This is a genomic window from Aminobacter sp. UC22_36 (genome assembly GCF_044056035.1).
In the GTDB taxonomy this organism is placed as follows: Bacteria; Pseudomonadota; Alphaproteobacteria; order Rhizobiales; family Rhizobiaceae; genus Aminobacter.
The window spans coordinates 115,743-131,040 of the sequence record NZ_CP171995.1 but is presented as its reverse complement, the minus strand read 5'-3'; the positions used below and the strand labels follow the sequence as shown (position 1 = coordinate 131,040).

17 protein-coding genes are annotated in these 15,298 nt (G+C 63.4%); 7 read left to right on the top strand and 10 right to left on the bottom strand.

All coding sequences use genetic code 11. The annotated features are described in order from the left end of the window. Nucleotides 1-2: 2 nt before the first annotated feature. The 4 genes from ACHMW7_RS00585 to ACHMW7_RS00570 form a co-directional block, all read right to left on the bottom strand. A complete protein-coding gene (locus tag ACHMW7_RS00585) occupies nucleotides 3-923 on the bottom strand; it encodes a branched-chain amino acid ABC transporter permease (protein WP_395446508.1) in 921 nt (306 codons plus the stop codon). Between the two features lie 143 nt (nucleotides 924-1,066). Next, entirely contained in the window at nucleotides 1,067-2,203 is a 1,137-nt protein-coding gene (locus ACHMW7_RS00580) for an ABC transporter substrate-binding protein (protein WP_395446507.1), read from the bottom strand. Nucleotides 2,204-2,246: 43 nt separating this feature from the next. Beyond that, nucleotides 2,247-3,083: a tryptophan 2,3-dioxygenase gene (gene kynA, locus ACHMW7_RS00575; RefSeq protein ID WP_395446506.1), complete on the bottom strand. Its 837-nt coding sequence runs from the start codon at nucleotides 3,081-3,083 to the stop codon at nucleotides 2,247-2,249. Continuing rightward, nucleotides 3,080-4,705 carry a benzoate-CoA ligase family protein gene (locus ACHMW7_RS00570; protein ID WP_395446505.1) on the bottom strand — a complete coding sequence of 542 codons (1,626 nt, stop codon included), beginning with the start codon at nucleotides 4,703-4,705 and terminating at the stop codon, nucleotides 3,080-3,082. Before ACHMW7_RS00570 ends, kynA begins: the two co-directional genes overlap by 4 nt. A 311-nt stretch (nucleotides 4,706-5,016) precedes the next feature. Here ACHMW7_RS00570 and ACHMW7_RS00565 point away from each other — a divergent pair, with 311 nt between their 5' ends. The 4 genes from ACHMW7_RS00565 to ACHMW7_RS00550 all read left to right on the top strand — a co-directional run bounded on the left by ACHMW7_RS00565 (nucleotide 5,017) and on the right by ACHMW7_RS00550 (nucleotide 7,287). After that, a complete protein-coding gene (locus ACHMW7_RS00565; RefSeq protein WP_395446504.1) occupies nucleotides 5,017-5,844 on the top strand; it encodes an alpha/beta hydrolase in 828 nt (275 codons plus the stop codon). A 340-nt stretch (nucleotides 5,845-6,184) separates the two neighbouring features. After that, a complete protein-coding gene (locus ACHMW7_RS00560; RefSeq protein ID WP_395446503.1) occupies nucleotides 6,185-6,586 on the top strand; it encodes a hypothetical protein in 402 nt (133 codons plus the stop codon). Continuing rightward, on the top strand, nucleotides 6,583-6,918 hold the full coding sequence (locus ACHMW7_RS00555) for a hypothetical protein (RefSeq protein WP_395446502.1): 336 nt from the start codon (nucleotides 6,583-6,585) through the stop codon (nucleotides 6,916-6,918). The genes ACHMW7_RS00560 and ACHMW7_RS00555 overlap by 4 nt, the downstream gene beginning before the upstream one ends. 57 nt (nucleotides 6,919-6,975) lie before the next feature. After that, entirely contained in the window at nucleotides 6,976-7,287 is a 312-nt protein-coding gene (locus tag ACHMW7_RS00550; protein ID WP_395446501.1) for a hypothetical protein, read from the top strand. Nucleotides 7,288-7,314: 27 nt separating this feature from the next. Here ACHMW7_RS00550 and ACHMW7_RS00545 read toward each other — a convergent pair whose 3' ends face one another. Continuing rightward, on the bottom strand, nucleotides 7,315-8,172 hold the full coding sequence (locus ACHMW7_RS00545; protein ID WP_395446500.1) for a LysR family transcriptional regulator: 858 nt from the start codon (nucleotides 8,170-8,172) through the stop codon (nucleotides 7,315-7,317). A 126-nt stretch (nucleotides 8,173-8,298) separates the two neighbouring features. On the opposite strand from ACHMW7_RS00545, the gene ACHMW7_RS00540 reads away from it, so the two are divergent. Together ACHMW7_RS00540 and ACHMW7_RS00535 are read left to right on the top strand one after the other, a co-directional pair. Next, nucleotides 8,299-8,961: a 5-formyltetrahydrofolate cyclo-ligase gene (locus tag ACHMW7_RS00540; RefSeq protein WP_395446499.1), complete on the top strand. Its 663-nt coding sequence runs from the start codon at nucleotides 8,299-8,301 to the stop codon at nucleotides 8,959-8,961. 118 nt (nucleotides 8,962-9,079) lie between these two features. Beyond that, complete coding sequence (locus tag ACHMW7_RS00535; protein WP_395446498.1) at nucleotides 9,080-9,487, top strand: group II truncated hemoglobin; 408 nt, start codon at nucleotides 9,080-9,082, stop codon at nucleotides 9,485-9,487. Between the two features lie 55 nt (nucleotides 9,488-9,542). Here ACHMW7_RS00535 and ftsZ read toward each other — a convergent pair whose 3' ends face one another. Then, nucleotides 9,543-10,577: a cell division protein FtsZ gene (gene ftsZ, locus ACHMW7_RS00530; RefSeq protein ID WP_395446497.1), complete on the bottom strand. Its 1,035-nt coding sequence runs from the start codon at nucleotides 10,575-10,577 to the stop codon at nucleotides 9,543-9,545. A 200-nt stretch (nucleotides 10,578-10,777) separates the two neighbouring features. Continuing rightward, nucleotides 10,778-11,467 carry an alpha/beta hydrolase gene (locus ACHMW7_RS00525; protein ID WP_395446496.1) on the bottom strand — a complete coding sequence of 230 codons (690 nt, stop codon included), beginning with the start codon at nucleotides 11,465-11,467 and terminating at the stop codon, nucleotides 10,778-10,780. A 349-nt stretch (nucleotides 11,468-11,816) separates the two neighbouring features. Here ACHMW7_RS00525 and ACHMW7_RS00520 point away from each other — a divergent pair, with 349 nt between their 5' ends. Then, a complete protein-coding gene (locus ACHMW7_RS00520; RefSeq protein WP_395446495.1) occupies nucleotides 11,817-13,205 on the top strand; it encodes a PLP-dependent aminotransferase family protein in 1,389 nt (462 codons plus the stop codon). Nucleotides 13,206-13,207: 2 nt separating this feature from the next. Here ACHMW7_RS00520 and ACHMW7_RS00515 read toward each other — a convergent pair whose 3' ends face one another. From ACHMW7_RS00515 to cydB, 3 genes are read right to left on the bottom strand one after another with little or no spacing between them, the layout of a single operon-like run. Continuing rightward, the gene (locus ACHMW7_RS00515) at nucleotides 13,208-14,131 is read right to left on the bottom strand and encodes a hypothetical protein (RefSeq protein ID WP_395446494.1); all 924 of its coding nucleotides are present in this window, start codon (nucleotides 14,129-14,131) and stop codon (nucleotides 13,208-13,210) included. A 16-nt stretch (nucleotides 14,132-14,147) separates the two neighbouring features. Further along, the gene (locus ACHMW7_RS00510; RefSeq protein ID WP_184770540.1) at nucleotides 14,148-14,291 is read right to left on the bottom strand and encodes a DUF2474 domain-containing protein; all 144 of its coding nucleotides are present in this window, start codon (nucleotides 14,289-14,291) and stop codon (nucleotides 14,148-14,150) included. Then, nucleotides 14,291-15,298, bottom strand: coding sequence for a cytochrome d ubiquinol oxidase subunit II (gene cydB, locus ACHMW7_RS00505; protein WP_395446493.1), 1,008 nt, complete (start codon nucleotides 15,296-15,298; stop codon nucleotides 14,291-14,293). The genes ACHMW7_RS00510 and cydB overlap by 1 nt, the downstream gene beginning before the upstream one ends.

Genomic DNA, 15,298 nt, shown 5'->3' with positions numbered 1-15,298 from the left:
CTTCACGATTGCGCCGCAAACAGGCCGCTCGGCCTGAAAGCGAGGATCAGGGCCATGACGATGTAGATCAGCATGGAGGCGAGCGCGGCGCCGATCAGCCCGGCCTGTGCCGCCGGCATCATCAGCGCCAGCGCCTTGGGCAACAGGAAGCGGCCCATCGTGTCGACGACGCCGACGAGGATGGCACCGAACAGCGCGCCCTTGATCGAGCCGATGCCGCCAATGACGATGACCACGAAAGCGAGGATCAGTGCCGGTTCGCCCATGCCAACCTGCACCGATTGCAGCGCCCCGACGAGCGCGCCGGCAAGGCCGGCAAGGGCGGCACCGAGCGCGAAGACGACGGTGTAGAGGGTGCGGATATCAACGCCGAGTGCTGCGATCATCTCGCGATCGGATTCGCCGGCGCGGATACGCATGCCGAGTCGCGTGCGGGAGATCAGCACATACAGGCCTAGTGCGACCACGACACCGACGCCGATGATGGCGAGACGGTAGAGCTGGTACTGGCCGCCGCCGGGCAGGGGGACGGCCCCCTGCAACAGTGGCGGGATGTCGAGATAGAGCGGGAACGAGCCGAACAGCCAGCGCGTGCCTTCGGAGAAGATCAGGATCAGCGCGAATGTCGCCAGCACCTGGTCGAGATGGTCGCGGTCATAGAGGCGGCGTATGACAGTCACCTCGATGATCGCACCGGCGGCCGCCGCGGCGACCAGGCTCGCCGCCAGGCCGATCCAGAACGAGCCGGTGGCCGCCGCCACTGCAGCACATGCGAAGGCGCCGATCATGTAGAGCGATCCATGGGCGAGGTTGATCAGGCCCATGACGCCGAAGATCAGCGTCAGGCCAGCGGCCATGAGGAACAGCATCACCCCGAGCTGCAGCCCGTTGAGAAGTTGCTCGATGAGCAGTGCGATGGACAAGGGATACTTTCGCTGGCTGGGTTTAAGAATGCGGCGAAGACGCCCCCCTCTCCCAGTTCACGGGAGAGGGTAAGGGTGAGGGGCAGCTATGGACTTGCGGTCGGCTGCCGGCACCTTCTCCCCGCATGCGGGGAGAAGGGAGCTCACATCTTGCACTGTTCGGCGTAGGCGTCCTTGTGGTGTTCGAAAGCGGTGCCAACAATCTTGTTGGTCAGCACGTCGCCTTCCTTGACCACTTCACGGACATAGATGTTTTGCACCGGGTGGTTGTTGGTGTTGAAGGCGAACTCGCCGCGCACCGACTTGAAGTCAGCCGCCTTGAGGGCCGCGCGGAAGGCATCCTTGTCCTTGACGCTGGCCTTGCCGAGCGCCGACAGGATCAGGTTTGCCGTGTCCCAGCTCTGGGCGGCATAGACCGAGGGCAGGCGTTTGTATTCGGCCTTGAAGGCCTCGACGAACTGCTTGTTGGCCTCGTTGTCGAGGTCCTTGGACCAGCTGGCCGAGTTCTTGACGCCAAGGGCCGCATCGCCAACTGCCGGCAGGATATCCTGGTCGAAGGAGAAGCCCGGTCCCATGACCGGGATGTTCACACCCGACTGGGCGTATTGCTTCATGAAGGAAATGCCCATGCCGCCGGGCAGGAAGAAGAACACCGAGTCGGCACCGGAATCGCGAATCTGGGCGATCTCTGCGGCGTAGTCGGTCTGGCCGACCTGGGTGTAGACTTCACCAGCCAGCTCGCCCTTGTAGTAACGCTTGAAGCCGGTCAGCGAATCCTTGCCGGCCGGATAGTTGGGGGCGAGGATGAAGGTCTTCTTGTAGTCCTTGTTGGCGTACTGGCCCATCGCCTCGTGGAAGTTGTCGTTCTGGTAGGCAACGTTGAAATAGTTCTTGTTGCATTTGGCGCCGGCCAGCGCCGAGGGGCCGGCATTGGGCGACAGATAGATGACGTCCTGCGCCACCGCGTTCGGCACCACGGCCATGGCGAGGTTCGACCAGATGATGCCGGTCAAAAGGTCGACCTTGTCGCTCTGGATCATCTTTTCGGCGAGCTGCACGGCAATCTCGGGCTTCTGGGCATCGTCCTCGATGACCAGCTCGACATCCTTGTTGCCCGACTGCTTCATCGCCAGTGCGAAGGCATCGCGCATGTCGACGCCAAGGCCGGCGCCGCCGCCCGAAAGCGTGGTAATGACGCCGATCTTCACCGGCTCGGCGTAAGCCAGGCCGGATGCCGCCATCGACAGGCCGAAAATTCCGGCCGAAATGATCTTCTTCATGCGTAACTCCTCCCGAGTGTCCCGATAATTGATCTTAAGTGTTCTAGAGCCGGGTGCGAACTTTCCAGAGTTCCGGAAACAGTTCAACCTCCAGCATCTTCTTGAGATACGAGGCGCCTGATGTGCCGCCGGTGCCGCGTTTCATGCCGATGATGCGTTCGACCGTTGTGACGTGGTTGAAGCGCCAGCGGCGGAAGTAATCCTCGAAATCGACCAGCTTCTCGGCCAGCTCGTAAAACATCCAATAGCGCTGCGGATCGCGATAGATCGTCTGCCAGGCGACGAGCACCTCTTCGCTTTCGCTGCGGGTTTCGCGCCAGTCGGTACGCTTGCCGTCCGCGCCGATGTCGAAGCCGTTGCGCCCAAGCAGCAGGATCGCCTCGTCGTAGAGCGAAGGCTGGGCGAGCACCGCCTCGAGCTTCTCGCTGAGTTCGGGCTGGTGCGCATGCGGGCGCAGCATGGCGATGTTGCGGTTGCCGGCCATGAACTCGATGGCGCGGTATTGCCAGGACTGGAAACCCGAGGATTGGCCAAGCGAATCGCGGAACTCGGTGTATTCGCTCGGCGTCATCGTCCTGAGCACATCCCAGGCGCTGTTAAGCTGTTCGAAGATGCGCGACACGCGTGTCAGCATCTTGAACGACGGCTCAAGCCTGTCGGCACGGATCGAGCGGATCGCCGAGCCGATCTCGTGCAAAGCGAGCTTCATCCACAGCTCCGACGTCTGATGCTGGATGATGAACAGCATCTCGTCATGGGCGGTCGACAGCGGCGCCTGAGCGTCGAGGATCTTCTCCAGATGCAGATAGTCGCTGTAGGACATGCGGTCCTTGAACGACATCTGCGCGCCCTCGGTGGAGGGATCGTATGGCTTGCTCAATTCATCTTCTCCGCGCGCAACCGGAAGCGCTGGATCTTGCCGGTCTGGGTCTTGGGCAGGGCGTCGATGAACTTCACCGATCGGGGGTACTTATAGGGCGCGATCGTCGCTTTGACATGGTCCTGCAGGCGCTTGATGGTCGCGGCATCCGCAGCCACCCCTTGCACCAGAACGACATAGGCTTCGACGATCTGGCCGCGCTCGCCGTCTTCGGCGCCGATGACTGCGCATTCGGCGACTTCGGGATGCGAGAACAGGGCGGCTTCAACTTCGGGCCCGGCGATGTTGTAGCCGGCGCTGACGATCATGTCGTCGGAACGGGCGGCGAAATGGAAAAAGCCGTCCTGGTCCTGCATGAAGGCGTCGCCGGTCAGGTTCCAGCCGTCGCGGACATATTCGAGTTGCCTGTCGTCGGCCATGTAGCGGCAGCCGGTCGGGCCACGCACGGCGAGTTTGCCAACCGTGCCGCGTGGAACCTCTTTCATGTCGCCATCGACGACGCGCGCCTCGTAGCCGCCGACCGGTTTGCCGGTGGAGGCGGGTTTCATGTCTTCGAAGCGGTTGGAGATGAAGATGTGCAGCATTTCGGTGGCGCCGATGCCGTCGAGGATCGGCTTGCCGGTCTTGGCCAGCCATTCCTCGAACACCGACCCGGGCAAGGTCTCGCCCGCCGAGACGGCGACACGCAGCGACGACAGGTCAGCGCCTTCGTCCATCGCCTTCAGCATGGCGCGATAGGCGGTGGGCGCGGTGAACGAGATCGTCGCCTTATAGGTCTCGATGATGTGGATCATGTTGGGCGGGGTCGCCTGCTCCAGCAACGTGGCGGCGGCACCAAAGCGCAGCGGGAAGATGGCAAGGCCGCCAAGACCGAAGGTGAAGGCGAGCGGCGGCGAGCCGACGAAGACGTCGTCGGAGGTGACCGAAAGCACCTCCTTGGCATAGGCGTCGGCGATGATCAGCAGGTCGCGATGGAAATGCATCGTCGCCTTTGGCACACCAGTCGTGCCCGAGGTGAAGCCGAGCAAAGCAACGTCGTCGCGACCGGTCTTCACCGCCTCGAAGAGCACGGACTTGTCGAGCGCGACCCGGTCGAGTTCGGCGTCATGGTTGGCGGTGCCATCGAAACCGATGACCTTCTTGAGGTGCGGACTGTCCTTGGCGCAGGCGACCATCTCGTCCATCAGCCGGGTGTCGCACAGCGCAATCGTGATCTCGGCCTTGTCGACGATCTTGGCCAGTTCGCCGGCGCGCAGCAGCGGCATGGTGTTGACGACAACCGCCCCCACCTTGGTGGCGGCCAGCCAGCAGGCGACCATGGCCGGGTTGTTGGCCGAGCGGATCAGCACCCGGTTACCCGGCTTGACGCCGTAATTCTCGACCAGCGCGTGGGCGAGGCGGTTGGTCCAGTCGGACAGTTCCTTGTAGGTGCGGCGGCGGCCATTGCCGATCAGGGCAGTGTGGTCGCCCAGGCCCTTTTCGACGAGGCGGTCGGTCAATTCGACGCCGGCATTGAGGTATTCGGGGTAATCGAAGCCGTCGAGCAGGAACTCCGGCCACTGCTCCTGTGGCGGCAGGTTGTCGCGCGTGAAGGTGTCGATATGCGCTGACGGTCCAAGCATTCTGCGGCTGTCCCCTACCTGCTCTTCGCCCCGGCAAGTGGCCGTGCGTGCGTTGAATGCGTTACTTCGGGGGAGGCGTCGCGCCAGAAGAAAGGGTGACCGTCTGACAAACGACATCACCTTTTGCGCGATCGACCATGCGACCGGCATTTGGCACAGCGAGACCTCCCACGTTCTCGGCTGATGGTGGAGAATTGCACCGGATCAAATTTATTTCAAGCATAAAGTTTCTCGGGCTGGCCCATTGACGCGATCCGGCGTGCTGGCCATTGCTAGGGTGCTTGAAACCATGCTGCCAGAGGAGGGCGCCGGTGCTCGAACATCACATCGCCGATTGGGACAACGCCTACACCAATGGCGCAAACATCGCCGGCGGCGATCGTTGGCCTGCGGCATGGGTCGAGCCGGCGCAGGCGTTTCGCGATGCGCTGTCGGCGGCCGGCCGGGCGAAGCTCGACATCGCCTATGGCGACAACGCCCGCAACCGCCTCGACCTGTTCCTGCCTGAAGGTGCGCCCAAGGGGCTCGTCGTGTTCGTCCATGGCGGCTACTGGATGGCCCTCGACAAGAGCTTCTGGTCGCATCTCGCCAGGGGCGCAGTTGACAGCGGCTATGCGGTGGCAATGCCGTCCTACACCTTGTGTCCCGAAGTCAGGATCGGCGACATCGTGCGTGAGGTCGGCGCGGCGATTGGCAAGGCAGCCGGACTGGTTGAAGGCCCGATCATGCTGACCGGTCACTCCGCTGGCGGTCACCTCGTCAGCCGGATGATTTCAGCCAACACGCCGCTTGCACCGGACGTCCAAAGCCGTGTGCGTCATGTCGTTTCGATCTCTGGCGTGCACGATCTGCGCCCGCTCCTGCGCACCGGCATGAACAAGACGCTGCATATTGACGAGGCCGAGGCGTCGGCCGAGAGCCCCGCGCTGCTGCGGCCGATGGACAATGCACGTATCACCTGCTGGGTCGGCGGCGGCGAGCGCGCCGAGTTCCTGCGCCAGAATGCGCTGCTCGCCAATATCTGGACCGGCCTTGGTGCTGCCACCAATGCGGTGATCGAGCCCGACCGCCACCATTTCAGCGTCATCGATGGCTTGGCCGATCCACACCACGCACTGACACGGACCTTGCTTGGCTGAAGGCGGCTGGCTGCGCCGCGCCGCCGTGTCACGTCGAAATTGCCGAGGCCTACGATCATGTTGTCGGCCTGGGCATCGTCGCGATGATCCAGTTCGACCGAGGCACCGGGCCACGCCGCCTGAGCGCCGCGACGCGGTTCTGATGCTCGACAGCATCATCGACGTGACGGTGATGCTGCCAGATGCTTGACGGTGCCGAGACGCTTCTGGCGCGGCAGGTGACCCCCGGCAACGGCGGCTGAAGCCTTCGCCAAGGCAACCAATTTCCTGGTCAAACTAAACTTGATATTTATAGTCATGTTTTATATGGTCGCGTTGTTCTCGGGACAGGACGGCCACAATGGCCGCCGCCGGGCAGGATGGGACCAGGGCCGTGGCAGTAGCTCTTTCGGCAATGAATGTCGGGACACATCGGATCAGCAGGCTGAGCTTGCGGGCGACCAGTGGTGCTGTCGAGCTTACGCGGGCCGAACTTCATCAACTGGTCTGGTCGCGGCCGATGACCGAGATCGCGGTGCAGCTTGGCGTACGTGACCAGCAGGTGGCGCAGGCCTGCGATCGCCACGACATAGCCCGACCGATGCCGGGGCACTGGCAGAAACTGCAATATGGCAAGGGTGCCGAGATCCGGCCGCTGTCGACAGAATCATACGCCGCGGAAGAGCCGGTCGTCATCGCCGGCCGCGCGCCTTTCCAGCATGGGCGGGATGACCGGCGCGCTTTGGAAGGCGGTGCATCATGATGCATTTCAATCCCCGCAAGGACGCCGCTCCGGCCGAGATACGCCGCTATCGCGAGAAGTTCGCCGACGTCGAGGCGCTTGGCGCCCTGGTTCGCCGGGCGAAGCGAACGGCCGACCTGAGCCTCAGGCGCGTCAACACCGCACCTGGGCCACACAATGCGGGCAACGGCGCATTTGCGGTGGAACTCGAGCGTCATCGTCGCGACCGCGAGACGATGTTCGAGGCGATGCGCAAGCTTGAAGCCGCGCGCCAGGCACTGCGGGCAATCGCATCCGATTTCGCCATGGATCAGGACAAGACCGCCGCGACGGATCTACGCCGTCCTGCCTGAGGCAGGGCCGGACCGTCCCGGGACAACACATCAGCTGGAGACTATCGAGTGTCAAAGATGGCCGAGATCGAGCGCCGCAGCGAAGAGGCGTCAGCGCATATCCGCGCAACGATCATGAACGAGTTTTGTGAAGTCATGCACAAGACAGGACTGTCGCCAATTGCGGTGATGCGCCTTGCCGCACAGGCGGTCGGGTCGATCTACCGCGAGGTGGCCGATGTTCATGCCTGCCCCGATAGTTGCCCATGCGGCTGGCGTCCACATGAAGCTTCCGACATCGAGGTGCTTGGCGCGGCACTGGCGGCTGCGTGCCGGCAACACCGCCGCAGCCACGATCTGCGCTTGATGCGGGTGATCGGCAGCGCCTGACGGGTGAGGCTCTGCGTTCCGCGCCTTCTACCGGACTGTCTGCCTCAAGCCGGCCAGCGCCTCCTGCACGTCGGCCCGCGTTTCGCTCGCTTCAGGCCAGACGGCGTAGACCGGATAGGTGAACTCCGGCGCGCCCTCGACGGTTTCCAGTTCGCCCGCGGCGATCAATGGCGCGACCACGCCCTTGCGGAAGTAACCCATGCCGCCGGCGCGCAGGATGTAGCTCAGGCCGAGCGGGCCGAGGCCGACGACGAGGCCCGGTTCGCCGAACGCCGTCGAACTGGCATCGTGCTGGGCGGCAAACAGCGGCCCCCAATCGACATAGACATAGGTGTCGGCATCCGGGGTGTCGGCATCCGGTCTGCCGTTGCCGGGCGTGGTCCTGACCAGCACCAGCTGCTCCTCCTGCAGGATCTCGACCTTGAAGCCAGGCAGCAGCTTTGGAGCATACAGCACCGCTATGTCGAGCACGCCGTTCCTGAGCTGATCGAGCAACTGGTCCGGCACCCCGACATGGGCGTGAACGGCGATTTCCGGCCTGGTCTTCTTCATCCACACCAGCCAGTCGAGCAGCAGCGGGTTCCACAGGCTGAGCTCGCCGCCCAGCGCAACCACGCTGGTCCGCCCGGACGGGATGGCCAGCTGGTAGCGGGCGCGCTCCCAGATCTGGACGAAGGACTGGGCGAAGCGCTCGAACTCGCGTCCGGCCGGGGTCAGTTGTGCCCCGTTGCGGTTGCGCACGAACAGCTGCCGGCCCAACTCATCCTCGAGCGTGCGGATGCGCGCGCTGACAGTGGTCTGGGTGACATGGAGCCTGTCGGCGGCGCGCAGGAAGCTGCCGCAATGAACGATTTCGAGAAACGTACGGGCGCGGTCGATATCCATAGCGCCCATTAGTGCAAAATAATTGCATCAATGCAGCATTTAATTCCGTTTGCCTTCCGCATTGATGGAGCGCAGTTTTTCCACACCGACGATCGACCGTCGCCGCCAGAACGGGACACGAAGACGATGTCTGACGAAAAAGGCACCCCGCCTGAAACACACGAATATGCCTCGCCGCCGTGCTTCATGCACGAGCTTGAGCCCGGCTTCCGGGCCGAGACTGGTCACCTTGATGCGTGGGCCGATGTCGCACGATGGCGCAAGGCCGAGCGGGCCCGCCTGATAGACGAGCGCCTGCTTGCCGATCCCGACACGCGCAAGGCCCGCTCAGAACGGATCGCAGCTGAACTCGATCTGGCGATAGGCAAGGTCAGTGGCCGGTCAGTCAGCGTCTATTGGCCGTTTCGCGGCGAGCCGGATCTTCGCAACTGGGCCGTCAGGGTGATCGCGCGTGGTGGCCGGATCGCCTTGCCTGTCGTCATCAAGAAGGCCTGGCCACTGGAATTCCGCGCATGGTCGCCGGGCGACCCGCTGGAGCGTGGCGTCTGGAACATTCTGGTCCCCGCCAACGGGCCGGCCATCCAGCCTGATGTCGTCATCGCGCCCGTCGTCGGTTTCGACGATGCCAACTACAGGCTGGGCTATGGCGGCGGGTTCTTCGACCGCACACTCGCGGCCATGCCGAAACGCCCGCTCGTCGTTGGTGTCGGTTTTGCAGGCAGCCGGATCCCGACGATCTATCCGCAGCCGCACGACATCCCGATGGACGTCATCGTCACTGACGAATGAGCGACGGCTAATAGGTCGCAGCAAGCCACCCTTGTTGTAAGGGACGCTGCTGCTACGCTTTGACCGCGATGCAGCAGGTGCTGCGACAGGCATCGCAACTGGGAGGAGGTCGCCTATCGTGAACGAAGCTGTGCAGCAAAAAGGGCGCTCGCTCTACCTTGAGCTGGGAGGCGAAGATGCCATCCGTCGGCTGGTCGAAATCTTCTATGACATCGTCGAACAGGATGAGGCCGCGGCCGAACTGCACCTGTTGCACCGCAGGGGGCATGGCGTGGCCCATTCGCGCGAGGAACAGTTCAGCTATCTCTCAGGTTTTTTCGGCGGTCCGAGCTACTACGTCCAGAAGCACGGACATTCGCGGTTGAAGGAGATCCATGCGCATGTCGCCATCGGCCCGGAGCTGCGCGATCTCTGGCTGAGATGCATGCGCCAGGCGGTGGAAAAGGCCGGCTTGCCGGAGCGCTTGCAGGAACTGGTGATGCGCCACTTTTCCTTCGCCGCCGAGATGACAAGAAACCAGGATTGAGCCGCTCGGTGGGGTTCCCAGCCGGGCAGTGACGGCTGGGCTCCTAGATCTGGCTTTAGTGAAGGGGCTGCATCGAGCCCGGTTCCAGCTGGCCGCGCATGTTGACGACCGGCTCGCCTTGCGACGTTGGTGCGGCCAATCCGGTGGCGACGACAGACACCTTGAATTGCCCCTCAAGCGTGTTGTCGAAGATGGCACCGACGATGATGTCGGCTTCGTCGCCAACCTCCTCGCGGATGCGGGTGGCCGCCTCGTCGACCTCGAACAGCGTCATGTCCATGCCGCCGGAGATCGAGATCAGCACGCCCCGGGCGCCCTTGATCGAATTTTCGTCGATGAGCGGATTGGCGATCGACGCTTCTGCTGCCTTGCTGGCGCGGTTCTCGCCGCTGCCGACGCCCGTGCCCATCATGGCGCGGCCCATGTCGCGCATCACCGTCTTCACGTCGGCGAAGTCGAGATTGATCAGGCCTTCCTTGACGATCAGGTTGGTGATGCAGCTGACGCCGGAATAGAGCACTTTGTCGGCAATGCCGAACGCATCCTCGAAGGTGGTCTTGGCGTTGGCGATGCGGAACAAATTCTGGTTCGGGATGACGATGACGGTGTCGGCGGCCTGGCGCAAAAGCTCGATGCCTTGTTCGGCCATCTGCATGCGTCGCTTGCCCTCGAAAGTGAAGGGTTTGGTGACGATGGCGACGGTGAGGATGCCGGCTTCGCGTGCTGCCCTTGCAATCACCGGTGCGGCGCCCGTTCCGGTGCCGCCGCCCATGCCGGCAGTGACGAAACACATATGCGTGCCGGAAAGCTGGTCCATGATTTCATGGATCGATTCCTCGGCCGCGGCCTGGCCGACCTCCGGCAGGGAACCTGCTCCGAGGCCTTCGGTCACCACGGCGCCGAGCTGAACCAGCTTCGACGCCTTCGACATGGTCAGCGCCTGGGCGTCGGTATTGGCGACGATGAATTCAGTGCCCTCGAGACCTTCGGCGATCATGTTGTTGACGGCGTTGCCGCCACCGCCGCCGACACCGATCACGGTCAGCTTCGGCCTCATTTCCGAGATCTCAGGTTTCTTGGAAGTGCTCATGGTTCCGTTTCCTGCGCAGCGCCCCTGCCCGAATCGGACCGGCTCAGGGAATCAGATTGATCGGGAAGCTGCAAGGAATAGCCTGCGGATTGCGGTTTTAAACCGGCAGACCAGGACTTATGCACGTGGAAGAAACAATCGCGGCGCGCATTTGGGTACCACACGGCCGCGCCGTAGCGCAGCCGTGTGGACGCTGGTTGTTACAGCGACTTTGCCGCTTCTTCGATCAGCGCAACGATTTCATGCGGATGCGAGGCGAGCGAGGCGTGGCTGGCATCGAGCGTGATGGTCTTGCGTGTCTTCATGCGGTCGGCCATCCACTGCTCGGTATCAGGCGGGATCATGTTGTCGCGGCTCGACACCTGGTACCAGCTCGGCTTGGTGTGCCAGGCGGCCGGACCGGATTTGTCCTCGAAGCACCGCGCGGCGATCGGCTTTTGCGTCACGGCCATGACAAGCGCTTCGGTTTCGTCGAGGTCCTGGCTGAAGCTCTGGCGGAACGTGTCCTGGGCGAGCCAGAGGAAGCCCTCCTTGTCCGGACGGATGCTGGCGGCGCCGGAAGGTGGCTCACGGCGGGCAAAGATGCTGCCGAGGCTGTCGCCCTCGTCGGGTGCAAAAGCGGCGATGTAGACTAGTCCGACGACGTTCGGCACATGGCCGGCGCCGGTGATCACGGCACCGCCGTAGGAATGGCCGACGAGCAAGGTTGGGCCGTCCTGGGCGGCGGCAAGTTTTGAGGTACGGTCGATATCATCGGCCAGCGATGTCAGCGGGTTCTGCACCGCTGTCACTTTGTAGCCCTTGGCGTGGAGCGGTGGAATGACATGACGCCAGTGCGAGGCATCGCCCCAGGCGCCGTGGACAAGAATGATATTCTTCACCGATGGCATAACCAGTCTCCTTCTTCGAGTGGATTCAAGCCGTTGGTGCGCGGTGGCAGGTCGCCGTCGAGAATGACCGTGACCACCGGTCGCAAGGTCCGGCGGCTTGCGCCTTCTGAGTCAGTAGCAATGGGTAGTTTGCGTTTGCCTTGTGACGACTATGCGACGTCCAGCCTATTCCCCTGTCGTCCCGGCGTCGATTCATTGTCTGGTCTAGGGCGGCAAACGAAACCGTGATGCGGCTTGCCGGCGCGGGCCAGCACGCGGTGTGCAAAAGTCGATGGGTCAGCGCACGGGCGATGGCAATCACCATACATTGTGCATATATATGGAAAACAACGATGGAACCTGCGACGTCATGACGGCAACGATTTGGTCCCCCGCGATCTCGAAGGCTGGCGGGCCGCTGTATCTGGCGATTGCCGATGCGTTGTCGGCGGATATCGCTTCGGGCCGGCTGCCCGGCGGTTTCCGCCTGCCGCCGCAGCGGACGCTTGCCGATCAGCTTGGCATCGACTTCACCACGGTGAGCCGCGCCTATGCCGAAGCGCGCAAGCGCGGGCTGGTCGAAGGTCGCGTCGGACAGGGCACCTATGTCAGGATGCGGCGGCCGACCGCCTCGCCCTCGACGGTGACCGGCATCGTCGACATGAGCATGAACCTGCCGCCGCGCTTCGATGACCCGGAGCTGGCAGCGCGGATGTGGGACGGCATCGCCGAACTGCAGGCTGGCGACGGCCTTGGCCTGTTGATGCGCTATCAGGAAGCTGGAGGTACGTTGCGCGACCGCGCCGCCGGCGCGATGTGGCTGGCACCCCGGTTGGGCGATGTAGGTTCAAGCCGGCTGATGGTCTGTCCCGGCGCGCAAGGGGCGTTGCTGGCGCTGCTCGGTGCGCTGGCTGCACCTGGCGAGACGATTTGCGCCGAAGCGTTAACGTATCCCGGCCTGCTTGCGGTCACCGAACATCTGCGTATCGGCGTCACTGCCGTGGCCATGGATGCCGAAGGGCTCATCCCCGACGCGTTCGAGGAGGCCTGCCGCAAGCGCCCGCCCAAACTGCTCTATTGCACGCCGACACTGCACAACCCGACAACGGCAACGCTGCCACAGGCGCGGCGCGAGCGCATCGTTGCAATCGCGCGCCGGCACAATGTTCTGATCGTCGAAGATGATGCCTATGGCGCCTTGCCGGTCAATCCGGTGACCACCTTTGCGGCACTGGCGCCTGACATCACCTATCATATTGCTGGCCTGGCCAAGTGCCTGGCGCCTGCGCTGCGCGTTGCCTATGTGGTGGTGCCGCAGGAGCGCACGGCCGCGCATCTGGCGGGCGCCATCCGGGCGACAGCAGGCATGGCTTCGCCGCTGACTGCCGCTTTGGCCACGCGCTGGATCGAAAACGGCGTTGCCCAGTCCGTTCTGGCGGCCATTCGGACGGAGGCGAGGCAACGGCAGGCGATCGCGTCGCAACTGTTGCCGTCCAGCCTTGTTCAGGCGAACCCCGAAGGTTTTCACGTCTGGCTGAAACTTCCAGCGGACTGGAGCCGAAGCGACTTTGCCGCGCGCTTACGCTCGGTTGGGATCGGCGTCGTCACCAGCGATGCGTTTTCGGTTTCCGGACCCGCTCCCGAGGCTGTGCGCCTCGGCTTGGGTGCGGCGCCCAACCAGGCTTCGCTTGCTGCAAGCCTTGGGACCGTCGCCGACCTGCTTGCCCAGCAGTCGACCATGTCATCGATGGTGGTGTAGGCCTAAAGAGCCGGAACGTGACTGGCCGGCATTGGCCCGGTGAAGCGCTCGACCCTGTTCATGCCAAGGATTTCATGCAGCGGTGTCTCGTCGCTCACCCGGCGGAACATGCCGGGCGACATCCAGCGCGCAAATCCATCGACATTTGGCGCGCCACGGCCTGAGCGAACATCGTCGATCCATAGCGTGCGGGTTTCGAGCGAGATGCGGGTCAGCTCGGTCGAATTCGGCACGCCGGCATGGGCGTGCGCGCTGGAAAACGCGATGATCTCGCCCGGTGCGATGACGACGGGTGTCGCGTCGCTGACCTCCAGCGCTTCGGTCAGATGCGGTATCGCCGCATCTGCATCGACGGCGTTGCGTCCGCCTGCTTTCGATTGCTCCAGCAGCGCGGCAAGGTCGAATTCGGCGCTGGTGTTGGCGACCGGACGATCCCAAAGCGAGGGATAGATCGCGAAGGTGCGTCCTTCATCGATGTCGTAGATGGGTGTCCACCAGTTGGTCTGGGCATAAAGGTTGGAGCCCCAGGTGTCGCGGTGAAAGGCGATGGTTGCGGTGGTGCGGGCACGCGGCACAATGGTGCGGGGGTCCTGGTGCGGCTGGAACCTGAGGTAGAGCGCGTCACGGGCGAGCCCGTCGGCAGCGAGACCGGCTGCCTCGAAGACGTCGCGCCACAACAGCTTGACCTCCGGCGAACGGGCGAAGTCGCGTTGGCGCTGCGCAAAACTCTCCGTCTGCTGTTGATGAGACAAGTGCCGATGGATCTCCACCGGCACGAACGGCGCGAATGCCTCCTCGAGGAAAGCCTGGGTGAACGCAGCGAGGTCGCGCATCGGCGCAAGTGCGCCGAAACGAAGGACATCGCCGGCATAGATCCGGTCATGAAGCACGCGCGGACTGAGCGCCTGGGTAACGTTGCTGTACATCAGATCATTCCGCAATTCACACGGTGAGGCCTGCAAAGTTCATCAGCAAGCGGAAGAGGTAGGCCACAGCACCTAGTCCCAGCACGCTGACTGTCCAGATCAGGACCAGCCAGCCGATCCGCTTCGGCCAGGAAACCGGCGCCTGGGAGGGGGCGGCCATCAATGATAGCCCTCGCCAGCCTTCACCTTGCCGCGGAACACGTAGTAGGACCAGGCGGTGTAGCCCAAGATGAAGGGGATGATGAACAGCGCGCCGACGAGCGCGAAGCCCATGCTCTGCGGCGGAGAAGCGGCCTCGCGGATCGTGATGTCAGGCGGGATGATGTTTGGCCACAGGCTGATGCCGAGCCCGCTGTAGCCGAGGAACAGCACAAACAGCGCAAGCAGGAACGGCCCGGCATGCGGCGTGCCTTTGAGCGAGCGCAGGATCAGCCAGCTGGCGACAAGCACCAGCGCCGGCACCGGCGAGAAAAAGACGATGTTGGGGAAGCTGAACCAGCGCTCGGCGATGTCGGGGTGGGCAAACGGTGTCCACAGGCTGACGATGCCGATGACGGCGAGCAAGGCCAGCGTTATCGGGCGCGCCAGCGAAACCATACGGTCGTAGAGAGTGCCTTCGGTCTTGATGATCAGCCAGGTGCTGCCCAAAAGCGCGTAGGCAACGATCAGCCCGAAGCCGGTGAACAGGCTGAAAGGTGTGATCCAATCAAGCGCGCCGCCGGCATAAGCGTTGTTTTCGACCTTGAAGCCGTCGAGGAAGGCACCGAGCGACACGCCCTGGAAGAACGTTGCGACATAGGAGCCGCCGGTAAAAGCCTTGTCCCAGAACGCCCTGTGGTGCTGGTCGGCCTTGAAGCGGAACTCGAAGGCAACGCCGCGCCAGATCAGCCCGAGCAACATCAGCACCAGCGGCAGATAGAGCGCACTCAGGATGACCGCATAGGCAAGCGGGAAGGCGGCCATCAGCGCGGCGCCTCCGAGCACGAGCCAGGTCTCGTTGCCGTCCCATACCGGGGCGACGGTGTTGACCATGGTGTCGCGCTGCTCGCGGTCGCGCACGAAGGGGAACAGGATGCCGATGCCGAGATCGAACCCGTCCATGATGACATACATCATCAGGCCAAAGGCAATGATGACGGCCCAGACAACCGGAAGATCGATGCCCAT